Origin of the sequence: Aquiflexum gelatinilyticum (genome assembly GCF_024741135.1) — a bacterium.
GTDB lineage: Bacteria > Bacteroidota > Bacteroidia > Cytophagales > Cyclobacteriaceae > Cognataquiflexum > Cognataquiflexum gelatinilyticum.
Genome location: NZ_JANSUY010000007.1, coordinates 147,319 through 172,990 on the forward strand (window position 1 = coordinate 147,319; position 25,672 = coordinate 172,990).

Sequence of the window (25,672 nt, forward strand, 5' to 3'; positions counted from 1 at the left end):
ATTTATTTTGCAACAGTAAAATAAAACGTGCTTCCAACTCCGGGAACAGATTCTACCCATATTCTGCCACCCAAAAACTCCACATGCTTTTTTGCAATTGATAAGCCGATTCCGGTACCTTCAAACTCGTCATGGTTGTGCAGTCTCTGAAAGATACCGAATATTTTATCAATAAAATTTGGATCAATACCAATTCCATTGTCTCTGATGGAAAATTCCCATTCCTTTTCTTTTTCGATTGAATGGATATCAATTTGCGGAGGAACGTCTTCTTTCGAATATTTGATAGCATTGTCCAATAATGCATGCAATACTTGGGTAATCCCAGCGCTGTACGTTGTAAGGGAGGGAAGAGGTTGGTAAGAAATGGATACTGACTTTTCTGAAATGACTGTTCTTCTTAATTTTTTATATTCATCGAGGATTTCATTTAGGTCAACCAATTCTTTGCCTTCGGAAGAACTGCTTGCCCTTGAATACTCCAATAATTCCAATATTATCTGCTTCATTCGTTTTGCTCCATCTATTGCAAAATGGATGTATTGGATTGCTTTTTCATCCAATTGTGAACCATATTTCCTTTTGAGGAGATCCATAAAGCTCGAAATCATCCTTAGGGGCTCTTGAAGATCGTGAGAGGTGACAAAGGCAAATTGTTCCAGCTCTTCGTTTGAGCGCTCGAGTTCTTTGGCGTACTTTTGAAGAGATTCATTAAGGGACAGTAATTGAAGTTCAGAATTCTTCCTTTCCGTAATGTCATTCATGGCACCAATTACCCTGATCACTTTTCCTTCGCTATTTCTAATAAAAGTAGCGCGGTCAATCACAAAAGCTATGGTATGGTCATTTTTTAAGAAACGGTATTCCTCATACCAATCCTTGAGTTCAGGATCCGACATAAAGCGATTTACTTTGTTGATGATCCTTTCCCGGTCCTCTATGTGAATACATGACATCAACAATTCAAATGTTGGATTTATTTCATCAGGATTGTATCCAAACAACGTAAAAAATCCCTTCCCCCAAAACAACGTATTGTTTACAGCATCAAAATCCCAAATTGCGTCGTTGGTGGCTTCAGTCACTTTTTCAAATCGTTCATTCGCTTCCAAAAGACGAAAATCTGCTTCTTTTCTAAGGGAAATGTCTCTAAAAAAAACCGTGATCCCCTCTTCCGAAGGATATGCATCCACTTCCAGCCACTTGCCAAAATTGTCCTCAAAGTGAATAGCTTCTCCTGTTTCCAGAACCCTATGGTAATTAATATAGGAAGGAAGGGTCACTGCATCAGGGAAGAGATCCCAAAGATTCCTACCGATAATTTCTTCTCTTTTTACACCAAGAAGTTTCTCGGCAGCATGATTCCAATAAGAGACAATGCAACCGCTGTCCATGGTAAAGAAGGCATCTGCAATACTTTCTATGATGTTGTTTTTTTCCTGAAAAGCCTTCTTTAATCCTTCTTCCGCTTTAATCCGATCATCTATATTTTTAAAAAAGGCAGAAACACCTCCTTTAGAAGGATATGCGGTGATTTCATACCATTTGCCATCAACAGGGTAATTGTATTCAAATGTTTTTGCTGCTTTGGACTTTGCAACACTTTCCAATTTGGATTTTAATCCTGTTTCTTCCCCTTGAGGGAAAACTTTCCAAAAATTTTCTTTATTGAATTTACCCCCGCTTTTTCTTTTGAGTAGATTTTCAGCTTCAGTATTAAAATAGGTAAGGTTCCAATGTTCATCTACGGCATAAAATGGATCGGAAATACTTTCCAAAATCTCGAGAATTTGAAGCTCTAATGATTTTGGTAAATCTATATCCTGAAAACTCCCAAAAATACGTTGACATTTACCTTCTATAAATTCCCCAATTCCTATGACGCGAACCCATCGTTCTTTCCTAGTAGCAGTCACAATTACTGCCTCAAAATCAAATGATTCACCTTTCTCTATACATTTTGACAATTTTTCAGTGACAACTTCATGGAAATCTTCCCTGTAAAAATGAATGGCAGTTTCCCAATCAAGTTCATAGGAATTAGGATCTGTTTCATGAAGCTCGTGGACCATATCTGACCAGAATATTTTACCTCTGTGCAAATCGATTTCCCAACTTCCAATTTTTGCCATACTGGTAGCTTGTCTCAACAACTCCTCATTTTCGACTTCCTTGGTAATATCCATCACCATGGAATTAAAAAGCACTGTCCCATCAGGTAAAAAATCAGGAGAGCCTAATCCTTGAAGTGTCCGCCTTTCACCGCTTGGAGATACTGTTCTGTAGCGTGCTGTCCATTTGGACCTGTTTTTTACAGAATCCAAAATACTTTGTCTCACCTGATTGAAATCACCGCCGGCTTTGGTTTGATTCCAAACCAAATGAACATCGTCCATCACTTCTTCAGGACTATATTCCCAGATCTTTTTGGATCCTTTGCTCACGTTTCTTAAAGCATCTGTGCCATCAGGAAACAATAAATATTGAAAAACCACCCCAGGTAAGTTATCAGCCAAAGACTGATGGCGTAATTCCGCAGCTTTTCTATCCGTGATATCTTCACAAATAGCCACTGTCCTTACAGGCTTACCCATTTTGTCCCTTATAAATGCAACGTGTAAGCGAACCCAAACAATGGAACCGTCTTTTTTCACATAACGCTTTTCATTTCTGTATTCTCCTTCCCCTAGGGCAGCTTTGCTGAAAATTTTCCAATCTTTTTCTTTGTCCTCCGGATGGGTAAGGTCCGGAAATTTCATGTTTAAAAGTTCAGATTTAGAATAACCTGTGATGGATTCATAATAGGAATTGACTAAAATTATTTGGCCGTTTGAAGGATCAACCTGTGCAATACCCAAAGTAGCAATCTCAAAGATGGTTCTGAACCTTGCTTCACTTTCAGCCATGGCTATTCCTGACATTTTAAAATCATGTATATCCTGAAAACTGCCATAAACGCGTGTGCATACCCCATCCATAAATTCTGCTTTCGCAGTGGTGCGTACCCAAAGTTCTTTATTGCCGGAAGTGACGATAACCGCCTCAATCGTATATGGCTGTTGGGTTAGAATACATTTTTCAAAACTTGATCGTGCTAGATGGCGATAATCCTCTCTGTAAAAATTAAAAGCCGCTTCCACATTTGGCACAAAGGACTTGGGGTCTGTCCCATAGATTTGATGAACTTCATCTGACCAAAAGATGGTGTTATTTACTGCATCAAACTCCCAACTTCCTATTTTAGCGAGTTTGCCAACTTGACGGTTTAATTCTCTTAGGTTCTTCTCTTCAGTAATGTTTTTGGCAACTGCATATACAACACCTTGTTCCGGAGAGGAGGTTGAAGTCCAACTCAACCAAATTACTTTACCTTGTTTTGTGACATAACGATTTTCAAAGTTTCTTATATTTTCACCATTATAAAGTTTCAATTGAGCGTCACTTGTCAACAATCTATCTTGCTCGTGTAAAAATGAGATGATGGGCCTAGAGCATATTTCTTCCAGGGTATAACCTAACAAAGCTAGGCCTGCTGGGTTGATTCGTTTTATATAGCCATCGAAACCTGCCATGCAGATTAAATCGGGTGTAAAGTCAAAAATTTGAGCCAATTCGATTTCAACTTTCTTTTTGCTTAGTTCACTTCCAATCGCTGACTCTAATTTTCTCAATAAGTCGATATATGGAGTCAGCGCTGATTTTGGTTTAACAGTTCCCAATAAAAGAACACCTATTACCTCATCTTTATTTTTTAAAGGCACTCCCATCATGGCTTCAAAGCCTGCCTTTTTAGCAGCTAATTTTCTTTTTATAAGCCATTCTCCCTCAACATTTCCCCAAATTTCGATTGTTTTGTTTTGCCAAACATTGCCCGGTAACCCTTCCCCCAGAGCGCAAGAGGTAATTTGCTTCGTTGCCTGATAAAAGGTACTTCCTGTTATTCCCTTCGCATGATGAGCTACGCGATTGATGCTTTTACCATCAATAGCAGGTAGCCATATTTCAGAAAGATCAAAATCACCAATCTTGATAATGTGTTCGCAAAGATTTGAAAGGCATTTTGTTAAATCATTATCAATGCTTTGATGGAAAATATCACTTATGGTATTGATGAGGTCTTTTTCTAATTCTTTGTTTTTTTGCTCCGTCACATCCCTTTCGATAGCAATCCAGTGTGTATACCAGCCTTTTTCATTGGCTACCGGGATTACAGAAAAATTGATCCAAAATTCCTCTCCGTTTTTTTTGTAGTTGATGGTGGTGATTTCATAGGGTTGCCAGTTTCGGATGGATTTGCTGAGCACTGCCAATTCTTCTCTATCTGAATTTGGACCTTGAAGGATTCGGGGAGATTTACCGATTACTTCTTCGGAAGTGTAACCTGTCATTTTTGTAAAAGCCTCGTTGACATAGATTATCCTTGGACCAGGTTCGTCAAATAGTTCAGCTTCTGTGATCAGAACAGCATCATTGGTATGGGTGATCACACTTTCAAGCAACTTCAGCCGCTGTTCTTCAGCTTTTTGCCTTGTAATATCCTGTACAGTTCCTTCAAAGGCAATCGGCTTCCCATTTTCATCCTTTATCAATCTACCCAATTCGTGTACCCACTTGATACTTTTATCGGGAAGAATGATCCTGTGTATATAATCGAGTTCTTTTTCTCCTGAGAATGCATCATCTTGTTCCTTCATTAATCCTTGAAGGTCGTCAGGATGAATGCTGCTCCTGAAATTTTCAAAGTTGACTTCAAAGCTGTTCTTGTCCCTGCTCCAAATATTATAAACCTCATCTGTCCAGGTTAAGGTTTTGCCATCTATTTCCAACCTCCAATAGCCAATCTTAGCCATTGACGATATAGACTTTAATTTTTCTTCCGTTCTTTTCAGTTCTAAAACCTGATTTTCCTTTTCTGTTACATCAAGGCACACCGCTAACATACATGGTCGATCAAAGTAGTCAACTTTGTTCGCATTGATTTCCATCCGGATCAGCTCACCTGATTTCTTTTGGTGGGTGAAAACCCCAAAATTAATATTCCCCTCAGGTTGATCCCGGCCCGCGTTAATTTCCAAGATTTCCTTTTTGGGATGGATATCCTTTAAGGTCATCGAAAGAAATTCTTTTCTTGAATATCCATAATGGTTGATGGCAGCAATGTTTACCTCTAAGATTTCTTGAGTCACATAGTCAAAGATCCATGATGGGATAGGATTAAGGCTGAAAAGGTTATTGGTCATAGCATCAATTACCATATATTTTGAAGGTTTTGGGCAAATCGGAAAATATAAGATTGTATTAAAAATTCGTTGTGAAGGAAATAGATATAAACGAACTGTCGAGTTTGGGCTTTCCTTGGCTTGGGTTATCGCAGGGAGATACTCGAATCCAATAGTTGCTGTTAAACTTCTAGCCAAAAAAACAGACAATCCGGTGGAATTAACCAATGTATTATAAGCATTATTTGACCTTTAATCAATTATGTTGTGGTTATATATGTTTGGTTTTGATGATCAATTTATTGACCCTTTCAGTTCGAATTTTTCTACTCTCACTATCATTTCTTGGCAGATATTAATTAAACTTAGTTTTTTTTAACTGTAAATCCAACTGCCACTGCAAACTATTATTTAGGATAATCCAAACCATAAAAACATTCTGTATCGGTAAGAATTTGAGGACAGGATTCTAGGGTTACTACCACCGTATTTCAAACATATATGATAAGCTGATAGTATTTCGTTAAGCAAAAAAATAAAGCCAAGTATTAGCTTCCTACTTTCATTATTTCTAAATCAAAAGAATCATTGGACTTCAACCGGTATTGAAGTACTTTACAGCTTTGCTTATGAGTCTATTGATTTATATGATATCAATTAATCCCCCTATTGGGATTTGAAATTCTCATTCTGAGAAGTTCAACTTATGCCTTCAACTGAAGAATGAAAAATCCAATTTGATTCCATAAACCACACACTACAAAAGAATCAGTTTCCCGAAATAATCAAGCAGCGGTTGGCAGGTTAACGGTTTTGTTTTCTTATCCATTAATCGGAATTTTCTTTTTAAAATAAACAACCAAATTTAAAAATTATTAATTGCTTCTTTTCCACAACTTCATTGTGGTGAACAATCTAAAACACCTCCATAGGACAGGAAGCTGATGATTGTTTTTGTCAAATTCCGGTAAATCCAGACAGGGTCGAATCTAATACCTTTGTCAAAAAGGATGGAATCTTTAGCTTAATCTTGTTTTTTTGAAGTAAATGGATATTCCTGATTTGCATATCCTCAGCAATAAACCAGAATCATCTCGTTCTTTGTCCCCCAATTTTTTCCTGATTTGGGTTTAACTTTTGGACTCAATATCAGTATCGGTTGTCCATTTGATCTAAGAAATAGGAAATGCTACAATAGCAAAGGGTATCAGGAAATTCCGCCTGATACCTAAATAGAATTATTGAAAAGCCCAACCCACAAAGACTCCGTAATTTGGTTTGAATGTTTTTTCAGGACCATATTGGTCAAGATTTCCTCCCAAGCCAAAATTGAAAGCATTCTTTTTTAATCCGGCTCGGATTTGAAGAAAACTCCTTGCATGCAGGTTGTCACGCGTACTGTGGATGTACAACATTTGGATCCTAGTGTATAAATTGGTTTTGGGAGTAAGGGTGGGTTTATACTCATAGATCCCAAAAAATTCTACATTTCTTTTGGAATGAAGAAATGCCGAAACTATAGTCACGGCTACCCATTCCTTATTGGTAAATGAATGTTGCGCACCAAGCAGCGGGGCAAAACCCACCGCATTGTTGATCGAAGTTCCGCCGACCAAACCAAATCCTTTATAGATATTATAGTTGATCAATACCGGGCTAGCAAAATCCAGATCTTCCATATCATTATCATAGCTTGCAGCTATAGAGGATACACTCAAAAATCCGAATCTACTCTCAGGAGTAAACTTTTTCTTGACCACCATCTGAAAAAACATCCTGTTGTTACCCGCCATAAATTCAACAGGGGTGGGGACTTTTGGGACAAATTCCTGAGCCAAAGCTGATTGAAAAACTCCAATAAAAAGCAATATTGTCAGAAGTGGTAATAAGTATCTTTTTGATTTTAGGTTTGAAACTTGCATAAGTTTTTCATTTAGTTTATGCAAATTTCAGAAATCAAAAAACAGTAATAGTTGCTCTATATCAACGTTTTGATACTAGAGCTGGGCTTTTAACCGGCTAAGTGTATAATGTGTGATACCTAAATAACTGGCGATTATTTTATGAGAGATCCTGCTTAAAATTTTGGGCTGATGATAAATCAGCGATCTCAACCTTTCCAGGCTATCAGTCCCTTGAAAATCATAAATTCTCCTCTGGGTCGTGATGTAAGCAGATTCCAAAATATTCCTGTAGATTTTATTAACAGAAGGTTCATTTTCCACCAAGAAATAAAAATCCTCTTTACTGATATAAAGTAGGGTGGATTTTTCCAGGGCTTGGATATACTCTATAGAAGGCTGTCCGGTTATCAAGCTTGTAAAAGAGGTTCCAAATTTACCTTCAAATGCTATGTACCTTGTATTTTCAAACCCTTCATTGTTTACAGAAAACAACCTCAAGCAACCTGATATAACAAAATAATTGAATTTGCAGACTTCACCTTCCTTGAGTAAAAATTCGTTCTTTTTTACTTTTTTTTCTTTGAAATAAGGAGATAGCGATTCGAGTTTTTCCTCCTCGATTTTGGTGAGGTTATGAAAATAGGATTTTAAAACTTCATGCATGATCTAAATTAATTCATTTTGTTAAAAATAACAGCAACCTTATCCATTGTTTAAATGATTGACAGATGGATTGGCTGAACTTTTATGTTCAAATGGGTCTTATAATCAAACATTACAAAAACTTTTAAATCAATAAATTACTAATCATAAAAATACGATCATGAAGGCCTTCTGGAAAAACCAAATTTTAGCTGAAAGCGATAAAACAATTCAAATTGAGGGAAATCATTATTTTCCTGCTGACAGCATCAAGAAGGAATTTTTCAAATCCTCCATAACCCATTCAACCTGTCCTTGGAAAGGGATAGCTTCTTATTACACCATTGAAGTTGACGACGAGGCAAACAAAGATGCTGCGTGGTTTTATCCCGAACCTAAGTCAGCTGCCAATGAAATCAAAGGCTATGTCGCTTTTTGGAAAGGTGTGGAGATAAAACATTAATAGTAGTCCACACTAGGTGGTGGCGATAGCTATCAGCATCTAATTCCACGCATTTATTTTCTAAGACTGAAGTCAGTGGAATAAAAAATCCAGTAATCTTCCCAAGCTGCTGAAATGCCATTCCTGAGAACCGGGAGGTAAAAATAATTTATTCTTCAAAGATAATTCCCAAGTGGAGGGGGTACTTCTGAAGTACTCCACTTCATTTTCTACCCGAGTCGCCTTTTTGCCGACAGCGGTCTCCTCAGAGGTGACACTTTTTGCCTTTTTGGTAACCCGTCTCACTTTTTTGGCTCTCGCTGTCAGCTTTTAGGCGACACGATGGTTCTCCCAAACCCAAATTCAAAATGTGGATAAAGCGCTAAAAACTAATTAAAGAAATTTTTGTTCCTTTATCATCTTTGGCAAAACCAAAACTTCAATGGAAAATTTAAGGCAGGCAATGCGACAAATGATTGACATTTCGGAACAGGAATTGGAGGTGTTTTTTGGGAAAATTTTTTCCAAAACATTCAAAAGACAGGAGATTCTATCAGCTCCCGGAATTGTTCCCGATGAGATCTTTTTTATTGTAAAAGGCATGGTCAGGGTAGTAGTCACCGACCATGCAGGAACAGAACATACTGTCCACTTTGCGATGGAAAATCAGTTCATTGCCGATTACACCAGCTTTTTGACCAACCAAGATTCTATCTACACCTTGCAGGCCTTGGAAGAAACCACCGTTGTGGTATTGCCCCGAGAGGCAGTTTATTGGGGTTATGAGAACCTTAAAGAAGGCCAAAAGATGGGTAGGTTGATTGCCGAATTCTATTTTGTGTACCAGGATACAAGGGTGAGAAATATGTATTCACGGACATCCAAGGAAAGGTATGACAGCATTTCTGAGGTTTTTCCCGGTATTCATAACAGGGTTCCGCAGCATATGATTGCCTCTTACCTAGGCATCACCCCGGTTCATCTCAGCAGGTTGAAAAAAGCAGACAGCCAAAAAGTCTAAACATTTGTTATCGTTTTGGGGAGTAAGTAGGGGGTAAGTTTGTGCTGTAATAAATGACAGACAAATGAATAAATACCTTATCCTGACTTCTCTTTTTGCATTCGCTTTGGGCATTGAGGCCACTGGGCAAAAAAAAGACCTAAAAGACCGAACCCCTCTGATTTCGTGGCCGACCGAATTTGAACCTGAAAAAAGTAAGTTTTTTGTTCACAATGAAATCGAGATTTCAGCTCCGCCCGAGGTGGTATGGAATATCCTGATCGATGCCTTGACATGGGAATCATGGTATGTTGGGGCAAAAAACGTCTCCCTTATTAATCCGTCGGACAAAGTTCTCCAAGCTGATTCCCAATTCAACTGGGAAACGATGGGATTGAAATTCCCAAATACCACCATCAAGGAATTTGAACCCAACAGGCTGCTGGCTTGGGAATCCAGAATCAAAAGTATTCAGGGGTACCATTTTTGGCTGATCGTGCCTACTGCTGAAGGGTGCAAAGTCATCACCGAAGAAGCACAAAACGGTTGGCTGACGTTTTTTGAGAAGACCTTTCAGGGCAAAAAGCTCCACCAACTCCATGATGTTTGGTTAGGAGAAATGAAATTGAAGGCTGAAAAGGTAGATTAAACAAAAAGGGTATGAATTCGAATAAAGTTTGATTGCTTGAAGGATACCGGGATTTTCAGATACAAAGTTGAGTTTCTATGTTTGTTCTTTATGGATTGAACTACCTTTAGGAAAACATCAGAAAATGCGTGAAATCATCGTTATCGGAGCTGGACTGAGTGGGCTTACTGTTGCTTATAACCTTCGGAAACGGGGGATTTTTTGTAAAATATTAGAAGCACAGGATAGGATTGGGGGAAGGATTCAAACCGTATTCGGGAAGGCTGGTACTCCCATGGAAATGGGGGCGACTTGGTTTGGAGATGTCCATGTACATCTTTTAAAGCTGCTTCAGGAGTTGGAAATCGGCTTTTTCAAGCAAAAAGAAGAGGGCATCGCCTTGTTTGAGACCATGTCCTTTGAGCCTCCCCATCAATATTATATCCCCGCTTCGGAGTCTTCTTCCTACCGGGTTCAGGGGGGTACTTCGTCTCTGATCTCCGCTTTGGCAAAATATGTAAGAGAGGAAAACATCATCCTCAACACGCACATTCTTGAAATAAGCGAAGACAATGATCAACTCATACTGATGGACCAAAATGGCAAGGAAAACCTTTGTCATCATCTTGTGGTTGCGATGCCTCCTAGGATTTTTTCCTACGGCATCAAGGTACATCCTGAGCTGCCCCGAGAAGCTTCCGAAATCCTTCAAAACGTTCAAACTTGGATGAGTGGCTCGGTAAAATTTGCTGTGGAATATGCTTCCCCTTTTTGGAGAGAAAAAGGATTTTCAGGGAACGTTTACAGCCAATCAGGGCTGGCAACTGAAATATATGACCACACTGATTTTGAGGAGTCAAAGTTTGCCCTCAAAGGATTCTTGAACGGCAGCGCATCTCATTTTAGTCCGGAAGAGAGGAAGAAGAGGGTTGTTCAACAACTTGTACAATACTACGGGCAGGAAGCGGCAGAATTCCTCAGCTACTCCGATAAAATCTGGGACGACAAATACATCAAGTCTCCCCAAGACGGGTTTTTGCTTCCCCATCAGAACAACGGCCATCAGGTTTTCAATGGATCTTTTATGGGAGGCAAGCTCTTTTTGTGTGGAGCTGAGACTGCCAAAACCTATGGTGGCTATATGGACGGTGCGGTAAAGGCAGCCAATGTGGTCTCAGAAAATTTATTCAGCCAAATCTTATGAAAAAACTTTTGTTGCAGATCGCCTCGGTCTTATTGCCCAACATGGTCGTAGGAAGGGCATATCAGGCACTGACCAACCCACAGATCAAGATGCTACGTGCACATGAAATCGAAATTCTGGAAAGGGCAGAAAAAGAACAGATCCATTTCAACGGATTTTTGATCCAAACATACAAATGGGGAAGTGGCTCCAAAAAAGTCCTTTTGATCCATGGATGGGAAGGTCAGTCCGGGAATTTTGCTGAAATCATAGAGGGTCTGTTGCGTGCCGATTACACCGTCTTTGCTTTTGACGGTCCCTCACATGGTAACAGTTCCAAAGGTCCGACAAGTCTGATGGAATTCACCAAATTGGTGGGAGAGATGATCAGAAAGTTTGAGGTGAGCAAGTTGGTCAGCCATTCCTTTGGAGGTGTAGCCACGACATATTCACTGAGTACCAATCCCGACATCCGGATCGAAAGATATGTCTTGCTTACTGCGCCAGATAAGTTTTCTGAGCGGATTGACCATGTTGCAAAACAGATGGGGATTTCTGAAAATGTAAAAAGAAAACTGATACAAAGGTTAAAGAAAGAAACCGGGATGGAAGTGAGTGAGTTGAATGTTTCTTTGTTTGTCAAAAAGATTAACGTAGTAAAAGGGTTGATCCTTCAGGATAAAAATGACAGGATTGTACCTCTTTCCCAATCCAAGGCAGTACATCTAAACTGGAAAGCTTCGACTTTGGAAGTCCTTGAGGGAACTGGCCACTTCAGGATTTTGCGTGATCAAAAAGTAGTGGACAGGATTGTAGCTTTCTTGGGATAGTCACCTCAGAAGGTTCAATGGCTAAAATTGAGAATCTTAGCCGCCATTGACTTTCATGGTTTCATTGTCAAACCTGTAGACGACACCATTGTCCAATTCTATTTCCAAATCAAAAATAAGTTCTAAGTTCCCGGAAGGTACGCCGATAAATTTGAGGTAAAGCCGCTCATTCTTGAGGAATCTGTGTCTGTTGTTAATGAAATCGGTCAGGTTATATTCCTGCTGAAAATTCTGGGTAAGGACGAATTTTTCATTGATCACAGCGCCTTCCTCCAAGGTTTCGTTTTCATTGACAATAAGATTTTTTTTATTGATGATCCTGATTGACCTCAGCGTTTCAATGGAGTAAGATTCAGGTGGGCTGCAGGCATAGGCTGTATTCAAAAAGAAAGAAACCTTTTCTTGGCTTTTGATTTCGCTGACAGGCTTCAGTCCTGAGACCCAAAATGCCTTGTATAAAGTCTGATGGAAATAGTACCGGTTTGGATCAAAGGCAAAATTCTTGTCAGCGCGAAACAGTGTTTCTATAGAAAAAGTGGTGATGGCGAAATCTTCTGTTTCAAAGACAGGATTACAGCCACAGGGACCGTTGCATTGGTCGATACAGGAAACCGGCACAATCCCCATAAATAGTAACAGTAATAAACCGGAGGCAAGATTCTTTGTCATTATACTTGGATTTTGGGAATTAATTTAACCAAACCTAATAGTTTTGAAACAAAAAAACTGATAAGAAGTTTTGATGTCTTTTATAAAATATTTGACAAAGAAGACTTTTTCAATAGTGATTGGATTAAATGATCAAATGGTTTTTTGATCAGTGTTTTTTAAGTATTGAATTTCCCGATTCTTAATTATGGATAGCGCTTAGGGAATCACTTTAGCCATTTTGTCAATTTGAAAGCTATAGGATGGGATATTTTATTCATAGTTTCTATATTCATATTCTTTTTAATTTAACCATAAACCACATGTCCCTAATCCAAATCAACGAAAGACCGGAGTTTACATCAAATGAAAAGATCAACAAAAGGATCAATTGTTTTTCGAACCTGATCCATGAATTAAGGAAAAGACAGCTTTCAGAAAAGGAGGTGGAAACCATCAATGCTGAAATCCAAAACATCAATTCCATCTCTATTTCTGAAAAAGACTTCGCCAAGGCCCTCACCAAATCACAAAGCAATGTGTTAAAGGTGATTGAAAAGGAGTCAAAGCTTGTGGTAAAGAACCATTACCGTAACCTGTGGCTTGTCCTGGGCATGTCAACTTTTGGAGTTCCTCTCGGTGTTGCATTTGGGATTTCCATAGGGAATTTGGCCTTCCTTGGTTTAGGGCTTCCGATTGGAATGGCTATCGGAGTTGGATTTGGTATTACATTGGATGCCAAGGCAGCCAAAGAAGGAAGGCAACTAGATGTGGTTTTGACACCCTGATTTGATCTTTTATCCACCCGGTTTATGTAAATGACCTATATGAAAGCTGCTGTATATTATCAATATGGACCTCCTGAACTGATTCAGGTCAAGGAAATTCCTAAACCCATACCTAAGCATGACGAGGTACTTGTTAGGGTTCATGCCACGACAGTAAACAGAACAGATTGTGCGATTCTCCGTGCCCATCCTTTTATCATGAGATTTTTCACAGGATTGACCAAGCCAAGTAATCCCGTGCTGGGGACTGATTTTGCAGGAATGGTAGAGGGGCTTGGCAAATCCGTAAAAGGCTTTAGATTCGGTGATCGGATTTTTGGCTTTACTGACCAGGGAATGAGTTCTCAGGCAGAATACCTTGTCTGCAAAACAGAGAAATTCATTAGCCACATGCCCAAAAACATAAGTTTCCAACAGGCCGCTGCAAGTATAGAAGGTGCCCACTATGCCATCAACTTTATCAACAAAGTCAAGTTGGAAGTGGGACAAAGGGCTTTTGTCAATGGTGCAAGCGGTGCCATCGGGTCGGCTATGGTGCAGCTGTTGAAGTATCAAGGTCTCCATGTAACGGCTACCTGCACATATAAAAACTTGGGACTGATCAGTTCTTTGGGAGTAGATAAAGTCATTGACTATGAAAAGGAAGATTTCACGCTAATCGGGGAAACTTTTGATTATGTTTTTGACGCTGTAGGTAAAAGCAGTTTTGGAAAATGCAAACCAATTCTGAAGCCTAAAGGGATTTACATTTCCTCAGAGTTGGGACCCAAAAACCAAAACCCAATCTTAGCACTTGTCACGCCTTTGATGGGGGGAAAGCAAGTCAAATTCCCTTTTCCTTACGACATTAAAACAAGTTTGGCTTTGGTGAAGAATATGATGGAAGAAGGAAAGTTCATGCCACTTATAGACAGAGAATATTCATTAAATGACATTTCCAAAGCATATGCTTATGTCGAAACAGGTCAAAAAACAGGGAATGTAACCATCAACCTTTTTTAGAAACAGCCGTTTTTCCAATCAATTTTCCACTAATCTCTTCCAATGAAAGCCATTGTTAATTCTAAATATGGGACACCTGATGTCCTTCAATTGATGGAAGTCCCAAAACCTGTTCCAAAAGATACTGAGGTTTTGATAAAAGTCCATGCCACCACAGTCAATAGAACAGATTGCGGATTTAGAAAGCCGGATTACTTTATCATCAGATTGTTCAATGGCTTTTTTAAACCTAAAGTAAAAATCCTGGGATCAGAATTTGCAGGAACAGTGGAGTCTTTTGGTTCCAAGGTCAGTGGCTTTAAAACAGGCGATGAGGTATTTGGATTAAGTACCAAAAAATTCGGGGCACATGCCGAATATATCTGTGTTCCGGAGTCAGGTTCTATAGCTATCAAACCTGTGAACTTTACATTTGAGGAGGCGGCCGCAGTTTGTGACGGACTGATGCTTGCAAATGGATTCCTTAAGGATCTCGATTACTCCAAACCTCAAAAAATCCTCATCAATGGTGCATCAGGGTCAATAGGGACAGCTGGAGTGCAATTGGCGAAATTCTTTGGGGCTGAAGTAACGGCAGTTTGTAATACCAAGAGTATGGACCTTGTCAGGTCATTGGGAGCAGATGAAGTCATTGACTATACAAAGAAAGACTTTACACTTGCAGGCAATGACTTTGATTTTGTCTTTGATGCGGTGGGGAAAAGTTCCTATTTCAAATGCCGAAAATTACTCAAGCCAAATGGCGTGTATGTTTCGACAGAATTTGGTTACCTAGCCCAAAATGTATTCCTGACCCTATTGACACCTTTATTCGGAGGAAAAAAGGTTAAGTTCCCGATTGTGACAGACAGTAAGTCAGACATTGTTTTTTTCAAAGAACTGATCGAATCAGGGAAGTACCGGGCAGTAATTGACCGGCGGTATCCTTTGTCTAAAATCATTGAAGCCACCAAATATGTAGAGACAAAGGAGAAGGTCGGCAACGTAGTGATAGATATAGGATAAGGGTTTTTTGGAATCCTTATATTTCATTTTTTTTTTCAGATCTTTAATATGAATATTGACCAATTTGCCATGAAAAAATTGAGCTTCTATATCTTGGGAATAATAACAGCTTTTTGTTTTGGGTTTCTGATAAAACCTACAGAGTCGATTTCAAACCAAATCAACAACGACGAAACTTTAGAAAATATGAAACTAGGTGCATTTTCAGTCAGTCTGAGTGTCAAGGACCTGCAAGCTTCCAAGGCTTTTTATGAAAACCTTGGGTTTACACAATTTGCAGGCTCCATGGAGCAAAATTACCTCATCATGAAAAATGAAAAAACCCTTATCGGACTGTTTCAGGGAATGTTTGAAGGAAACATCCTGACATTTAATCCCGGATGGGATGAAAATGCGGTTGAACTTGAATCCTTTGATGATATTAGAGCCATCCAAAAGCATTTGAAATCAAAAGGTGTCAAATTGGATGCTGAAGCAGATGAGAATTCTTCCGGCCCGGCAAGTTTGATGCTAAGAGATCCCGACGGGAATTTGATTTTGCTGGACCAACACCTGTAATTGAGGTAGGTTGCTTAAAATCAAAAAAAGAAACCTATATGCCTTGATCTTTTTGTTCAATTCATTGTAGACAAAGTTTTGGAAGGGAAACTTTATTTTTTTGAAAAGTATTGTGTTATTTTTTAGTAGTATGCTTAATGGTAAAAAATTTAAAAAAATGATTTTTACTCCATGTTTTAGGCTATTTGTATGCAAAATTAACCTATTGAATAATACGCATTTACAATTATTTTTCTAAATTGCTAGAGAAGTTTTTAAAATTCATCACTTAACTTATTTAATCTTAGATATGCCAATAATCAAAGAGATTACAATTTCGGGCATTCAACCAAATGGAGATCTTGTTTTGCCTAATAATGGAATTACCGAAGTGGAAAAAGGAGATAAAGTGATTTGGATCATAGGCCCCACCTCAGGTGTTAAAAAAATAAATAAAATCGAAAAAAGTGGAGGAGATGAGGTATTTAGTAAAAAACCTGCTAAGAAACTTTTTTCAAAAAGATGGGTGGGTACTATAAGCAACACTGTTCGGAATGGCGCAGAGCAAAAGTATGATATTCATTATACAGCTGAGGGAAGCACAGAAGTAGTTGTATTTGATCCAAAAATTATAGTGAACTCCCGATAAGTCAAGTGTAAAAAAACAGAAAGGGAAGTTTTGAACCTGCCTTCGGGTAGACCAAGATTCAATTTAATTAAAGGTTTTTTTTCGAAAAAACCGAATAATATTTGTTCAAGTTCTCTGAATTTCAGAGCAGGATTATTTTGATTTGCTTATTATTTGTCATGAGTCCATTTTCAACCATAAATTTTTAAAGCCATGAAAATTCATTATATCACCATTGAAGGAATAGAGTCTAGAGGAAAATTAAAGCTCTCGGATAAAGGAATCACAAAAGTGAATCCGGGAGATTTGGTGATTTGGGATATAGTTCCTGACGAAGGAGTCGTCAGGGTGAACAAAATCCTTAAAGACGAAAACTCCAACAATGTTTTCAGCATTGGGCCGGTAAGAATAAAAAACTCCACAGCATGGTTGGGGGTGATAAATCCAACAATTCCTCAGGCTGAGGAAGATTATACCATCGAATACACCGCAAAAGACAAGGATTTTAGATTTGATCCTAAAATTCAAGTTAACTCTTGACCCCGCTTATGAGATTCAAGATTAAAAGACATTTTTTTTCATTGACATGTTTTTTCTGTCTTTTATACCTCCATGTTTTTGCGCAAGATCAAAAACTAGCAGATAGTCTTGCAAAAGTTTATGAGCAAGGAAATGTGCCTGATGAAGATAAACTTGAGCTTTTAAGAAATCTCTCTTTCAATGAAATGAGGGATCTTGACTTGGGTCTGCGCTATGCTGAGGAACTGATTGATCTGTCAGAAAAGCTTGGAAATGACCTTTACCTATATCGTGGGTATTTGCAAAAAGGAAATAAAATCAGGTACCAAGGTGATTTGGACTTGGCATTGGATGCTTATTTTAAAAGTGCTCAGGCAGCCAAAAAAGCCAAATACAAAATAGGGGAGGGAACGACATACATTGCAGTAGCTGATGTTTATTCTTTTTCCAACAACCCTACCAATGCGATGCTTTATTACCATAAGGCGATTTCCACTCTCAGGGAGGCAGATGATTCCGTTGCATTGGCTTCTGCTATACTCAATGCAGGAGATGAGCACCTTAATTTGAAGAATTATGATTCTGCTTTGGTTTATTTTAGGGAATCAGAATTGATTTTTGAAAATGTGGATTATCCGACAGGGAAAGCCTTTAGCCTAGGAAATTTAGGAATGGTTTACGCCAATTTTGGGCAAAGCGACCTGGCTGAAAAAAACATCAACGAAGCGATTTCAATTTTGGAAGAATTGGGAAATTTTTATCCTATCTGCACCTACCTTATCTCCATGTCAGATATTTATTTGGAAAAGGGCGATATCCTTATGGCGATGAACTACGCAGCAAGAAGCTTAAAACTTGCACAAGTTCATGGACTTAAGGAGCAAATTTCTGATGCAAACCTCAAACTTTCTGAACTATATGAAAAAGAAGGGGACTTAAAAAAGTCCCTTGTCTATTTCAAAGACCACATAGCATATAGGGACAGCATCAATAACCTTAAATCTGTTCAAAATATGGCTGATCTCAGGACTGATTTTGAGGTTTCTCAAAAACAGATTGAAGTAGATCACTTAAATAAAGAAAGGGAAAACCAAAGAATAATCCTGATTTCTTTGGTAGTCATAATGGTTTTGGGGATTATTATTTTGGCGACCTTGTTTTGGTATTATAAAAATATCCAGAAAGAAAAGAAAAGGTCTGAAACCTTGTTGCTCAATATCCTGCCTTTAGAAACTGCCAAAGAGCTGAAATTAAATGGAAAAGTTGAAGCTGTCAAAGCGGAAAAGGTAACTGTGTTATTCACTGATTTTGTTGAGTTTTCTACTTTGGCAGAAAAAATTGAGCCAGAAAAATTGGTGCAAAGCATAGATTTTTATTTCAAAAAATTTGATGAAATCATCACCAAATATGGACTCGAAAAAATCAAAACGATTGGAGATTCATACATGTGCGCCGGAGGGATTCCAACTCCTAAAGAGGGCCATGCTTTCAGCATGGTCATGGCGGCTAAAGAGATGATGGCTTTAGTAGAGAATTCCAAGAATAATAATGACGGCTTGCCCCACTTTGAAGTTAGGATAGGAATACACACAGGACCTGTCGTAGCTGGAATTGTCGGCATCAAAAAATGGCAATATGATATATGGGGGGATACTGTAAACATTGCCTCAAGGATGGAATCCGCTTCTGTTCCGGGTAAGATCAATATTTCTGAAAGTACCTATAATGAAATCAAAAATGAGTTTAAATGTGAATATAGGGGGGAGATTGAAGTGAAAAACAGGGGACTGTTGAAAATGTATTTTTTGACCTGATTTACCAAAAGTAATTCTGGCAAACCGATGCCCCCAAGGATCAATTATTGATCACTTTATTTGGTTTGAATCTTATTTTCGTCTTATCATTGATAAGATTTATTTTAAAACTTTAACATCAAGGATACACAATCATGCATAAAGTCAATCTCTCAGAAAAATTTTCACTTTTTCAGGATTATTGGAATCCTAGAATAGTAGGAGAGCTCAATGGACAACAAGTAAAACTAGTCAAATTCAAGGGGGAGTTTGTCTGGCATAAACATGACCTTGAAGACGAATTGTTTTTTGTGGTCGCCGGACAATTCAGGATGGAGTTTAGGGATAAAACCGTTGAATTGAAAGAGGGTGAATTTTTGATAGTCCTTAAAGGGGTCGAACACCGTCCTGTGGCTGAAGAAGAGGTTTCTGTAATGCTTTTTGAACCAGCGACAACATTAAATACAGGCGATCAAAAAGGCACATTGACAAAAGAAAGCCTAGAGAAAATCTAATTAGGGATTGAAAAAAGGATGTCAGACTTTTAGCCCCATAAATCCTCCATCAATATTGAAATTGCTTCCTGTTATGAAGGAGGCATCATCAGAACCAAGGTAATAAACCATGGCAGCGATTTCCTCAGGTTTTCCCATCCTTCCTATCGGTTGGGTTGCTGCTAATTTTGCAAACATTTCCTTTTCTTGGCCCGGATAGTTTTTTGCCAAGAAACCGTCCACAAAAGGTGTATGGACCCTGCCGGGAGAAATGCAGTTGCAACGAATATTTTGGCTTACATAGTCTCGGGCTATAGATAGGGTCATAGACATTACAGCCCCTTTGGTCATGGAATATGCAAACCGGTCAGGAATTCCTATTGTCGCTGCTACTGAACACATATTGATTATAGCCCCGCCGCCATTGGCTTTGAGCTTCGGAATTGCTGCCTGACTACAGGTAAACACGCCTTTTGCGTTGACTTGAAAAACTCTTTCAAATTCTTCTTCTGAAGTATTTTCCAGATTTCCGATATGCGAGATTCCGGCATTGTTTACCAAGACATCGATCTTTTCAGGAGTTCTTTCAAAGGTTTTTTTGACCTCCTCTAAATTCGATACATCAGCTTGGAGGAAAGTAACCTTATTTCCTTTTTCTAGTAGGTCTTTTTCCACTTCTGTTCCCAAAGACTCATTGTAATCAATGAAGTAAACATTGTTTCCCTTTGATGCAAAAAGCGTGGTGATGGCCAAGCCAATACCACTTGCCCCTCCCGTGATGATGATGTTTTTCATAGCCTAAATATAGGAAGGTGATTCCAAAATAGTAACCTGCGGTGGAGTGGGGGAGAGGCTATTTTGAGGTTTTTTTTATTTTTTTCTTTTCTAATGAATCCAATTGAAATTCAACAAGCAAAAGTTTAGGAACAACATTTGGGAAAGGAAATAAACTGAGGAATTGAAATCAGTCTTTTGTTTTCCAAAATCAATCGTTTAAAGTGAAAAATGAATAGTTATATAATTATGCTATAATAAACTCAAAATATAGATTTTTTGGACAAAATAAAGTCAGAATTAGCAAAAAAACAGTAAGATTGAGAAACATTTAATGCGGAATTTGAATCTTTAGAAGAGTCGATAATTCCCCCATGAAAGCAAAATTACTAGAGCGAAGGAAGCCATTTGACAAATCCTTTATCTCAGCCATCCACAACTACCCCCATTTTCTCAATATCTGGCATTACCATCCCGAGCTAGAATTGGTCTTTATGATCAAAAGCAAAGGTACACGGTTTGTTGGAGACAGTATACTGCCATTTTCTGAAGGTGAATTGGTTTTGATAGGTGAAGATGTGCCCCACATGTGGCAAAACGACAAGGAATATTTTGAAAAAGAAAGCAATCTTACTGCTGAGTCCATCACGCTGCATTTCAGGAAGGATTTTGGAGGGGAACAATTGCTTGATATTCCCGAAATGATCCAAATCAAAACACTTTTTGAAAAGGCTTCACAAGGCATCCTTTTTAAAGGACCTATTTTGGAGACTGCAAAGGAGAAGTTACTTGCGATCCATAATGCTGAGGGATTTTCAAGGTGGATAGGTTTGGTAGAGTTTTTGCAAGAATTGGCCTTGGAGACTGATTTTAGGTATCTTTCATCAAAAGGTTTCCAACATCCTAAAGAAAAAAACGGGGATAGCAGAATTGATAAAGTGTATTCTTTTACATTCAACAATTTTCATAGAAACATCACGTTGGAAGAAGTAGCTGATATTGCAAACCTCAATCCAACAGCATTTTGTAGGTTTTTTAAGAAAAATACCAAGAAAAACTATTCCAAATTTCTGAATGAAATCAGAATAGGATATGCCTGTAAGATGTTGCTTGAAGAGAAGATGAATATCTCAGAAATAGGTTACGAATCTGGATTTAATAACCTTTCAAATTTCAACAGGCAATTCAAAGCCTCGATGGGGCTTTCTCCCTCTGAATATCTTTCAAAACACAAAAAGTAATTAAAGTAAAACTTTAATTAAATTACATTAACTATTTGGCATACTATTTGGTAAAGTAAATTTCCCAAGCTTTTATCAAAACCAAATAGCCATGAGTAAGAGATTAAGCGTTTACATTCTTTTAATTTTTAACCTATTGGGTTCCTGTATGCCGGGTTCGGAGGAAGGTGACCTCAGTCCTATCTATGATGATTATTTGGTGCTGATGGTAATTGATGAAAGCAGCATAGATAATGGTATCGAGCCTAATAATTTTTCTGAAACAGATGTCAACGACCAAATCGCTTCTGTAGGGCAGAGGGCGCAACTAAAGTTTTTTAAAGATAATGTGGGTAAAACCATTGACCTGAATACAGGTCAAGTAGGGGATGAAGGATGGTTTGCATTGAAAAATATTCCCAATAGATGGGTTAATGCAGGTCCGACTGACAACGGCGCTCAGAATTACCTGACCCCAGGTCCAGGTTTGGGTGCCCCAAATATTGATGGCGAACAAGATATATTGTTAGACGAAATTCCTTTGGTTGCTCCGATGAGGGCTACAGGTTTAAAAATGCTTGTAGGTTCCAAGGTTTTGGCAGTAGTGTATGACAGCGATATCAGCATAAACTATTCCCCTTTGGAAGGAAATCTTCAAGGTGCGAATCTTGGATTGGTAGCTTTTGAGGTATTGGAAGTGAAATCAAAAATCGGCAGCAGCGACTCTGAACTTCCTGTTGTAACTATAAAAATTTTGAATGTAGAGTCAACAACTCAGTTTGGTATTGTGCTGTTCTCAAATGCCCCCGAGCCGTTTTCCTCTTCTGAACCTAAGGATACCAATCCACCTGCAACAGTCGATATGCCTGTTTTTGTTTTGGCAAATTAGAATCTTTTCATTTATTTTTTTATTTAACCGTTTTCCACATTTGGTCCTTTGAAAATTTCCAGAAAAAACCACCTTCATAACCCATAAACAAACTGAGGTGAATGAAGATAGCAGGCCAAACCGCCTCTAAATAAATTACCAAGACGCAAAGGATCAGACCAAACCCAAGGCTAGACCAGGCTTCTTTTGGCGGAGCAAAAATGTGGATCAAGGCATAACATATAATATTGACGAGGATTCCTACAGGTAAAGAGGTAATTAATAACAAATCATTTAGAAAAAATCCCCTAAACCATATTTCGTAAGAAATCAGGAATAAAATACGAAACAGCAAATATGTAAAAATTGTAAATGTTGCAGGGTGCGGCTGGAATACATGGAATTTAAAATCTGATTTATTCACTTGAGATTTTCCGACCAAAAAGGCCAAAATCCCCAAAATAAGGACTAAAAAAACCTGAAAGTAGGTGGGTATAATTGGACCAAAAAGAAGCAGATAGGAATAGGTCATTTCGGATTTGGTCAAAGGAATAATTCCCCACAGCAAAATCCCTGAGGCCAATAAAAAAAATTGGATCTTATTATTTTTTGACCATCTATTTTCAGAAAAAAACTTAAGACTTTTGGTATGGTAAGCCCACCAACTTATCAAAAACAGAATGAAATACGCAAACCCATGATAAACAAATCCAAGGTATAGGTTATTGATCATGGATTAGGGAGTTAAAAGAAGACAGTCTTTCCTGATTTTACGGATTCATCACATGCAAATGCGATTTTAAGGCTATTGATGGCATCCTCCAAGTGGTCAGTCAGGTCAATATTTTCCTGAATAGCTTTTAGAAAATACTGTTGTTCCCTATCACAAAGTCCCTGATGATCAGGTTCGTCAGTCATGTCGATCCAAAAATCTTTTTTTGTAAAATGATTTTTTCCATCCAAATCTGAATGGTGTACTTTGATACTTTCGGTTTTGGTATGGGAATCCACATCATCTGATTTTCCAACTGATCCTGCTGATTTGGCTACGATAGATACGGCGCCTTTTGGCCCGAAAACGTCTTTGATAAAGAAGGCATTGTCGGAAATCATCGGACCCCATCCTGCCTCATACCAACCTACTGATCCGTCCTCAAACCTGATTTGTAGTTGTCCATAGTTGTAATTGTCAATGGGAATTTCATCCGTTAGTCTTGCGCCAATGGCCGACACCGAAACAGGCTTTGAGCGGGTCATCTGACACATCACATCAATATAATGTACGCCACAATCAACGATTGGACTTAGACTTTTCATGAGATTTTTATGGACATCCCACATAAAGCCATGACTTTGTTGATTGAGATTCATCCGCATGACGAGTGGTTTTCCAAGTTTATGTGCTTCCTTGATGAACCTCTCCCAAGATGGATGATGCCTCAAAATATACCCCACGACTACTTTTTTATCAGCTTTTTTGGCAGCATCTATGATCCTTTGCGATCCTTCGACTATGTCTGCCAATGGCTTTTCGATAAAAACATGGCAGCCATTTTCCAGAGCTTTGATGGCCATTTCCTCATGGGTATCGGGATAGGTAGAAATACACACCGCATCAGGTTTTGATTTGGTCAAGCCCAATTCAAAATCATCGTATAAAGGATAATTTGAACCTAATTTTTCATTCAGTTTGACTTTGCTTTCTCCCCTGGCTACAAGGCCACAGATTTCAAATTCAGGCATATTGTGATAAGAAGTGGCATGGGAAGCACCCATATTTCCACATCCGACTACAAGGATTTTAAATGGTCTTGACATTTATTTTGATGTTTATGGCTCTAATTTTTTCAAATCCGGAAGTCAGAATATTTTCAATTTCCCTTTGCAAAAACCTCCTTGATAGCTTCAAGGTAGTCAAATCCATGACCTTCTGTAGGTTCAATGTGATTTCCTTCCAGATATTCATTCCAGCAACAAACCATCACGGTATTTCCATTGGAGGCTCTATATTTTTCGGAAAACTTTTGTGCTTCCAAAAGTTTGGCTTTGAAAGTTGATTTGGTACTATGGACTTTGTCTTTGTATGGTTCACTCGGAAAACCTGTGGCTTGGGGCCATGTACCGCCCATAGGCCTCATATCCCAACCCATGGCCACAGGAATTTGGTATTCAAAATCTGAATCTCCATTAAACTTCTCTGACCACATTTCCCAATGACTTTTATAATTATTGCGCATATCATCATAAGACCTATTGTCTTTATCCATAAAGCTATGATAAACGTATGCCGTCATTCCTTCAAATCCCATCCCTTTCAGTCTAGGGACATAATCCTGAAAAAGTAATTTGTCAGTATAGTTTCCTCCACGCCAAAGCTCTCTAGGATTATTGGCCACCCATTTCGTGGGCAAAGCATATTGTCTCTCTCTTTCAGCCATAGCACCTGCAGCCACTGCTATGAATTTAATTCCTTTCAAGCCTGCTTTTTGCGCCAGGCTTTTGGATCTGTCAAGCAACTCTTTCATGGTTATGCCATAGACAGAAGCCCTAGCCTCAAGGTCTTGCGGAAAATAAAGGTAAACAATTGGTCTCCCTTTATCATCCTTGAGATAATCCTTCCTATTGAAATATTTGTCAATCCATAACTGGGTGATTTTATCATGAACTTGAAGGTAAAGTTGACGATCAGGAACCTCACCTCTATAATTTCTACCTGCTGATAAGCTAGCTGGTGAGCCTACATCAAGCCAATGTCTCCACCTTTCTTCACTGTCATCAACCCAGTTTATGGCCCACTTCATTTGTTTTTCGGCAGGAAGTTTTTCGTTTTCGCTTAATAATACAGTCAGTTGCTCATTCCATTCTTCCATTCCCGGAACAGCGGTTCTCCCATCTTTGGTAGGATCAGTTTTCCAACCTTTGGGATAGTATGTTTTTGCCTGTGGAGCAAAATTCATATGATAGTAATAGTGCCTGCCAAAAAACCAATCGTATGCAAAAAAATCTATGCCATAGCTTTTCATATATTCAAGTTGCTTTTTCGCGACTTGAGGATCATTTCTTTTATAAAACCCTTTGAGACTAGGATGTGGTTTTCTTTCCAAAAATGGACCTTCATAAGGATTTTGAGCATTATAAATCCTTCCCTTTGGTCCCCATATCGCCGTATTGTTGAGGTGTCCGCAATTCTCTCTTCCTGTCAGACAAGCCCAAAAGCTGTCAATATCTTTGTTTGGGTCAGGAGAAAGATTCCAAGATGGCATAAAATAAACACCTACAAGATTACTCTTTTCTGTTTTTTGATTTTGCCCTTCATCGCTTTCTAAAGGGTCCAAAGCAATTGAGTTTTTTGAGTTGCCCAACAAAGAAGGGGAAGATTCTGGTTCAAATACAGTGGATTGCAGGGTAGTTTTCTTTGAAGAACAGCTTTCGGGACCATACATGAGAAAGGTCAAAAGAAAAAGATAGGGCAGTAATTTGATCATAGGAAAATGACTTGATTGATTATTTCTTAAAAATAAAAAACCGTGATGGAAAAGCCACCACGG

The 25,672-nt window shown here is 38.5% G+C and carries 24 protein-coding genes; 15 read left to right on the forward strand and 9 right to left on the reverse strand.

Annotation, left to right across the window (positions count from 1 at the left end):
• Positions 1-2: 2 nt before the first annotated feature.
• The 3 genes from NU887_RS11020 to NU887_RS11030 all read right to left on the reverse strand — a co-directional run bounded on the left by NU887_RS11020 (position 3) and on the right by NU887_RS11030 (position 7,786).
• Positions 3-5,255: a PAS domain S-box protein gene (locus tag NU887_RS11020; protein ID WP_258423421.1), complete on the reverse strand. Its 5,253-nt coding sequence runs from the start codon at positions 5,253-5,255 to the stop codon at positions 3-5.
• A 1,202-nt stretch (positions 5,256-6,457) separates the two neighbouring features.
• Positions 6,458-7,141, reverse strand: a complete 684-nt coding sequence (locus NU887_RS11025) for a hypothetical protein (protein ID WP_258423422.1) — start codon at positions 7,139-7,141, stop codon at positions 6,458-6,460.
• A 75-nt stretch (positions 7,142-7,216) separates the two neighbouring features.
• Positions 7,217-7,786: a Crp/Fnr family transcriptional regulator gene (locus NU887_RS11030; protein ID WP_258423423.1), complete on the reverse strand. Its 570-nt coding sequence runs from the start codon at positions 7,784-7,786 to the stop codon at positions 7,217-7,219.
• Between the two features lie 160 nt (positions 7,787-7,946).
• On the opposite strand from NU887_RS11030, the gene NU887_RS11035 reads away from it, so the two are divergent.
• The gene (locus NU887_RS11035; protein WP_258423424.1) at positions 7,947-8,228 is read left to right on the forward strand and encodes a DUF427 domain-containing protein; all 282 of its coding nucleotides are present in this window, start codon (positions 7,947-7,949) and stop codon (positions 8,226-8,228) included.
• A gap of 72 nt (positions 8,229-8,300) precedes the next feature.
• On the opposite strand, the gene NU887_RS11040 is transcribed toward NU887_RS11035, so the two are convergent.
• Positions 8,301-8,513, reverse strand: coding sequence for a hypothetical protein (locus NU887_RS11040; protein WP_258423425.1), 213 nt, complete (start codon positions 8,511-8,513; stop codon positions 8,301-8,303).
• Positions 8,514-8,649: 136 nt separating this feature from the next.
• Between NU887_RS11040 and NU887_RS11045 the strand changes: the two genes are divergently transcribed.
• The 4 genes from NU887_RS11045 to NU887_RS11060 all read left to right on the forward strand — a co-directional run bounded on the left by NU887_RS11045 (position 8,650) and on the right by NU887_RS11060 (position 11,848).
• Positions 8,650-9,228, forward strand: coding sequence for a Crp/Fnr family transcriptional regulator (locus NU887_RS11045; RefSeq protein ID WP_258423426.1), 579 nt, complete (start codon positions 8,650-8,652; stop codon positions 9,226-9,228).
• A gap of 64 nt (positions 9,229-9,292) precedes the next feature.
• Positions 9,293-9,856 (forward strand): SRPBCC family protein, encoded by a 564-nt coding sequence (locus NU887_RS11050; RefSeq protein ID WP_258423428.1) that lies wholly within the window; start codon positions 9,293-9,295, stop codon positions 9,854-9,856.
• 124 nt (positions 9,857-9,980) lie between these two features.
• Positions 9,981-11,039: a flavin monoamine oxidase family protein gene (locus NU887_RS11055; protein WP_258423429.1), complete on the forward strand. Its 1,059-nt coding sequence runs from the start codon at positions 9,981-9,983 to the stop codon at positions 11,037-11,039.
• Entirely contained in the window at positions 11,036-11,848 is an 813-nt protein-coding gene (locus NU887_RS11060) for an alpha/beta fold hydrolase (protein WP_258423430.1), read from the forward strand. The genes NU887_RS11055 and NU887_RS11060 overlap by 4 nt, the downstream gene beginning before the upstream one ends.
• Positions 11,849-11,884: 36 nt before the next feature.
• On the opposite strand, the gene NU887_RS11065 is transcribed toward NU887_RS11060, so the two are convergent.
• Positions 11,885-12,517: a hypothetical protein gene (locus NU887_RS11065; RefSeq protein ID WP_258423432.1), complete on the reverse strand. Its 633-nt coding sequence runs from the start codon at positions 12,515-12,517 to the stop codon at positions 11,885-11,887.
• Between the two features lie 302 nt (positions 12,518-12,819).
• Here NU887_RS11065 and NU887_RS11070 point away from each other — a divergent pair, with 302 nt between their 5' ends.
• The 8 genes from NU887_RS11070 to NU887_RS11105 all read left to right on the forward strand — a co-directional run bounded on the left by NU887_RS11070 (position 12,820) and on the right by NU887_RS11105 (position 19,283).
• Positions 12,820-13,284: a hypothetical protein gene (locus tag NU887_RS11070; RefSeq protein WP_258423433.1), complete on the forward strand. Its 465-nt coding sequence runs from the start codon at positions 12,820-12,822 to the stop codon at positions 13,282-13,284.
• A 39-nt stretch (positions 13,285-13,323) separates the two neighbouring features.
• The gene (locus NU887_RS11075) at positions 13,324-14,286 is read left to right on the forward strand and encodes an NAD(P)-dependent alcohol dehydrogenase (RefSeq protein ID WP_258423434.1); all 963 of its coding nucleotides are present in this window, start codon (positions 13,324-13,326) and stop codon (positions 14,284-14,286) included.
• Between the two features lie 42 nt (positions 14,287-14,328).
• Positions 14,329-15,291: an NAD(P)-dependent alcohol dehydrogenase gene (locus NU887_RS11080; protein WP_258423435.1), complete on the forward strand. Its 963-nt coding sequence runs from the start codon at positions 14,329-14,331 to the stop codon at positions 15,289-15,291.
• A 69-nt stretch (positions 15,292-15,360) separates the two neighbouring features.
• Complete coding sequence (locus NU887_RS11085) at positions 15,361-15,849, forward strand: VOC family protein (protein WP_338080993.1); 489 nt, start codon at positions 15,361-15,363, stop codon at positions 15,847-15,849.
• A gap of 289 nt (positions 15,850-16,138) precedes the next feature.
• Positions 16,139-16,477, forward strand: a complete 339-nt coding sequence (locus NU887_RS11090; RefSeq protein WP_258423436.1) for a hypothetical protein — start codon at positions 16,139-16,141, stop codon at positions 16,475-16,477.
• Positions 16,478-16,669: 192 nt separating this feature from the next.
• Complete coding sequence (locus tag NU887_RS11095; protein WP_258423437.1) at positions 16,670-16,996, forward strand: hypothetical protein; 327 nt, start codon at positions 16,670-16,672, stop codon at positions 16,994-16,996.
• Positions 16,997-17,004: 8 nt separating this feature from the next.
• Positions 17,005-18,789 carry an adenylate/guanylate cyclase domain-containing protein gene (locus NU887_RS11100; protein ID WP_258423438.1) on the forward strand — a complete coding sequence of 595 codons (1,785 nt, stop codon included), beginning with the start codon at positions 17,005-17,007 and terminating at the stop codon, positions 18,787-18,789.
• Positions 18,790-18,923: 134 nt separating this feature from the next.
• On the forward strand, positions 18,924-19,283 hold the full coding sequence (locus tag NU887_RS11105; RefSeq protein ID WP_258423439.1) for a cupin domain-containing protein: 360 nt from the start codon (positions 18,924-18,926) through the stop codon (positions 19,281-19,283).
• A gap of 21 nt (positions 19,284-19,304) precedes the next feature.
• Here the strand turns inward: NU887_RS11105 and NU887_RS11110 are convergent, their stop codons facing one another.
• The gene (locus tag NU887_RS11110; protein WP_258423440.1) at positions 19,305-20,057 is read right to left on the reverse strand and encodes an SDR family NAD(P)-dependent oxidoreductase; all 753 of its coding nucleotides are present in this window, start codon (positions 20,055-20,057) and stop codon (positions 19,305-19,307) included.
• 353 nt (positions 20,058-20,410) lie between these two features.
• Here NU887_RS11110 and NU887_RS11115 point away from each other — a divergent pair, with 353 nt between their 5' ends.
• Entirely contained in the window at positions 20,411-21,277 is an 867-nt protein-coding gene (locus NU887_RS11115; protein ID WP_258423441.1) for an AraC family transcriptional regulator, read from the forward strand.
• 91 nt (positions 21,278-21,368) lie between these two features.
• Positions 21,369-22,145 carry a hypothetical protein gene (locus tag NU887_RS11120; protein ID WP_258423442.1) on the forward strand — a complete coding sequence of 259 codons (777 nt, stop codon included), beginning with the start codon at positions 21,369-21,371 and terminating at the stop codon, positions 22,143-22,145.
• Positions 22,146-22,164: 19 nt separating this feature from the next.
• On the opposite strand, the gene NU887_RS11125 is transcribed toward NU887_RS11120, so the two are convergent.
• The 3 genes from NU887_RS11125 to NU887_RS11135 are packed head-to-tail and all read right to left on the reverse strand — an operon-like array spanning position 22,165 to position 25,609.
• The gene (locus NU887_RS11125) at positions 22,165-22,857 is read right to left on the reverse strand and encodes a CPBP family intramembrane glutamic endopeptidase (protein WP_258423443.1); all 693 of its coding nucleotides are present in this window, start codon (positions 22,855-22,857) and stop codon (positions 22,165-22,167) included.
• Between the two features lie 11 nt (positions 22,858-22,868).
• Positions 22,869-23,942, reverse strand: a complete 1,074-nt coding sequence (locus NU887_RS11130; protein WP_258423444.1) for a Gfo/Idh/MocA family protein — start codon at positions 23,940-23,942, stop codon at positions 22,869-22,871.
• 53 nt (positions 23,943-23,995) lie between these two features.
• Positions 23,996-25,609 (reverse strand): glycoside hydrolase family 99-like domain-containing protein, encoded by a 1,614-nt coding sequence (locus NU887_RS11135; RefSeq protein ID WP_258423445.1) that lies wholly within the window; start codon positions 25,607-25,609, stop codon positions 23,996-23,998.
• Positions 25,610-25,672 lie beyond the last annotated feature (63 nt).

Coding starts and splice junctions, on each gene's coding strand:
- NU887_RS11020 (WP_258423421.1), bottom strand. CDS start 5,255: ATGGTAATTGATGCTATGACCAATAACCTTTTCAGCCTTAATCCTATC.
- NU887_RS11025 (WP_258423422.1), bottom strand. CDS start 7,141: ATGCAAGTTTCAAACCTAAAATCAAAAAGATACTTATTACCACTTCTG.
- NU887_RS11030 (WP_258423423.1), bottom strand. CDS start 7,786: ATGCATGAAGTTTTAAAATCCTATTTTCATAACCTCACCAAAATCGAG.
- NU887_RS11035 (WP_258423424.1), top strand. CDS start 7,947: ATGAAGGCCTTCTGGAAAAACCAAATTTTAGCTGAAAGCGATAAAACA.
- NU887_RS11045 (WP_258423426.1), top strand. CDS start 8,650: ATGGAAAATTTAAGGCAGGCAATGCGACAAATGATTGACATTTCGGAA.
- NU887_RS11050 (WP_258423428.1), top strand. CDS start 9,293: ATGAATAAATACCTTATCCTGACTTCTCTTTTTGCATTCGCTTTGGGC.
- NU887_RS11055 (WP_258423429.1), top strand. CDS start 9,981: ATGCGTGAAATCATCGTTATCGGAGCTGGACTGAGTGGGCTTACTGTT.
- NU887_RS11060 (WP_258423430.1), top strand. CDS start 11,036: ATGAAAAAACTTTTGTTGCAGATCGCCTCGGTCTTATTGCCCAACATG.
- NU887_RS11065 (WP_258423432.1), bottom strand. CDS start 12,517: ATGACAAAGAATCTTGCCTCCGGTTTATTACTGTTACTATTTATGGGG.
- NU887_RS11070 (WP_258423433.1), top strand. CDS start 12,820: ATGTCCCTAATCCAAATCAACGAAAGACCGGAGTTTACATCAAATGAA.
- NU887_RS11075 (WP_258423434.1), top strand. CDS start 13,324: ATGAAAGCTGCTGTATATTATCAATATGGACCTCCTGAACTGATTCAG.
- NU887_RS11080 (WP_258423435.1), top strand. CDS start 14,329: ATGAAAGCCATTGTTAATTCTAAATATGGGACACCTGATGTCCTTCAA.
- NU887_RS11085 (WP_338080993.1), top strand. CDS start 15,361: ATGAAAAAATTGAGCTTCTATATCTTGGGAATAATAACAGCTTTTTGT.
- NU887_RS11090 (WP_258423436.1), top strand. CDS start 16,139: ATGCCAATAATCAAAGAGATTACAATTTCGGGCATTCAACCAAATGGA.
- NU887_RS11095 (WP_258423437.1), top strand. CDS start 16,670: ATGAAAATTCATTATATCACCATTGAAGGAATAGAGTCTAGAGGAAAA.
- NU887_RS11100 (WP_258423438.1), top strand. CDS start 17,005: ATGAGATTCAAGATTAAAAGACATTTTTTTTCATTGACATGTTTTTTC.
- NU887_RS11105 (WP_258423439.1), top strand. CDS start 18,924: ATGCATAAAGTCAATCTCTCAGAAAAATTTTCACTTTTTCAGGATTAT.
- NU887_RS11110 (WP_258423440.1), bottom strand. CDS start 20,057: ATGAAAAACATCATCATCACGGGAGGGGCAAGTGGTATTGGCTTGGCC.
- NU887_RS11115 (WP_258423441.1), top strand. CDS start 20,411: ATGAAAGCAAAATTACTAGAGCGAAGGAAGCCATTTGACAAATCCTTT.
- NU887_RS11120 (WP_258423442.1), top strand. CDS start 21,369: ATGAGTAAGAGATTAAGCGTTTACATTCTTTTAATTTTTAACCTATTG.
- NU887_RS11125 (WP_258423443.1), bottom strand. CDS start 22,857: ATGATCAATAACCTATACCTTGGATTTGTTTATCATGGGTTTGCGTAT.
- NU887_RS11130 (WP_258423444.1), bottom strand. CDS start 23,942: ATGTCAAGACCATTTAAAATCCTTGTAGTCGGATGTGGAAATATGGGT.
- NU887_RS11135 (WP_258423445.1), bottom strand. CDS start 25,609: ATGATCAAATTACTGCCCTATCTTTTTCTTTTGACCTTTCTCATGTAT.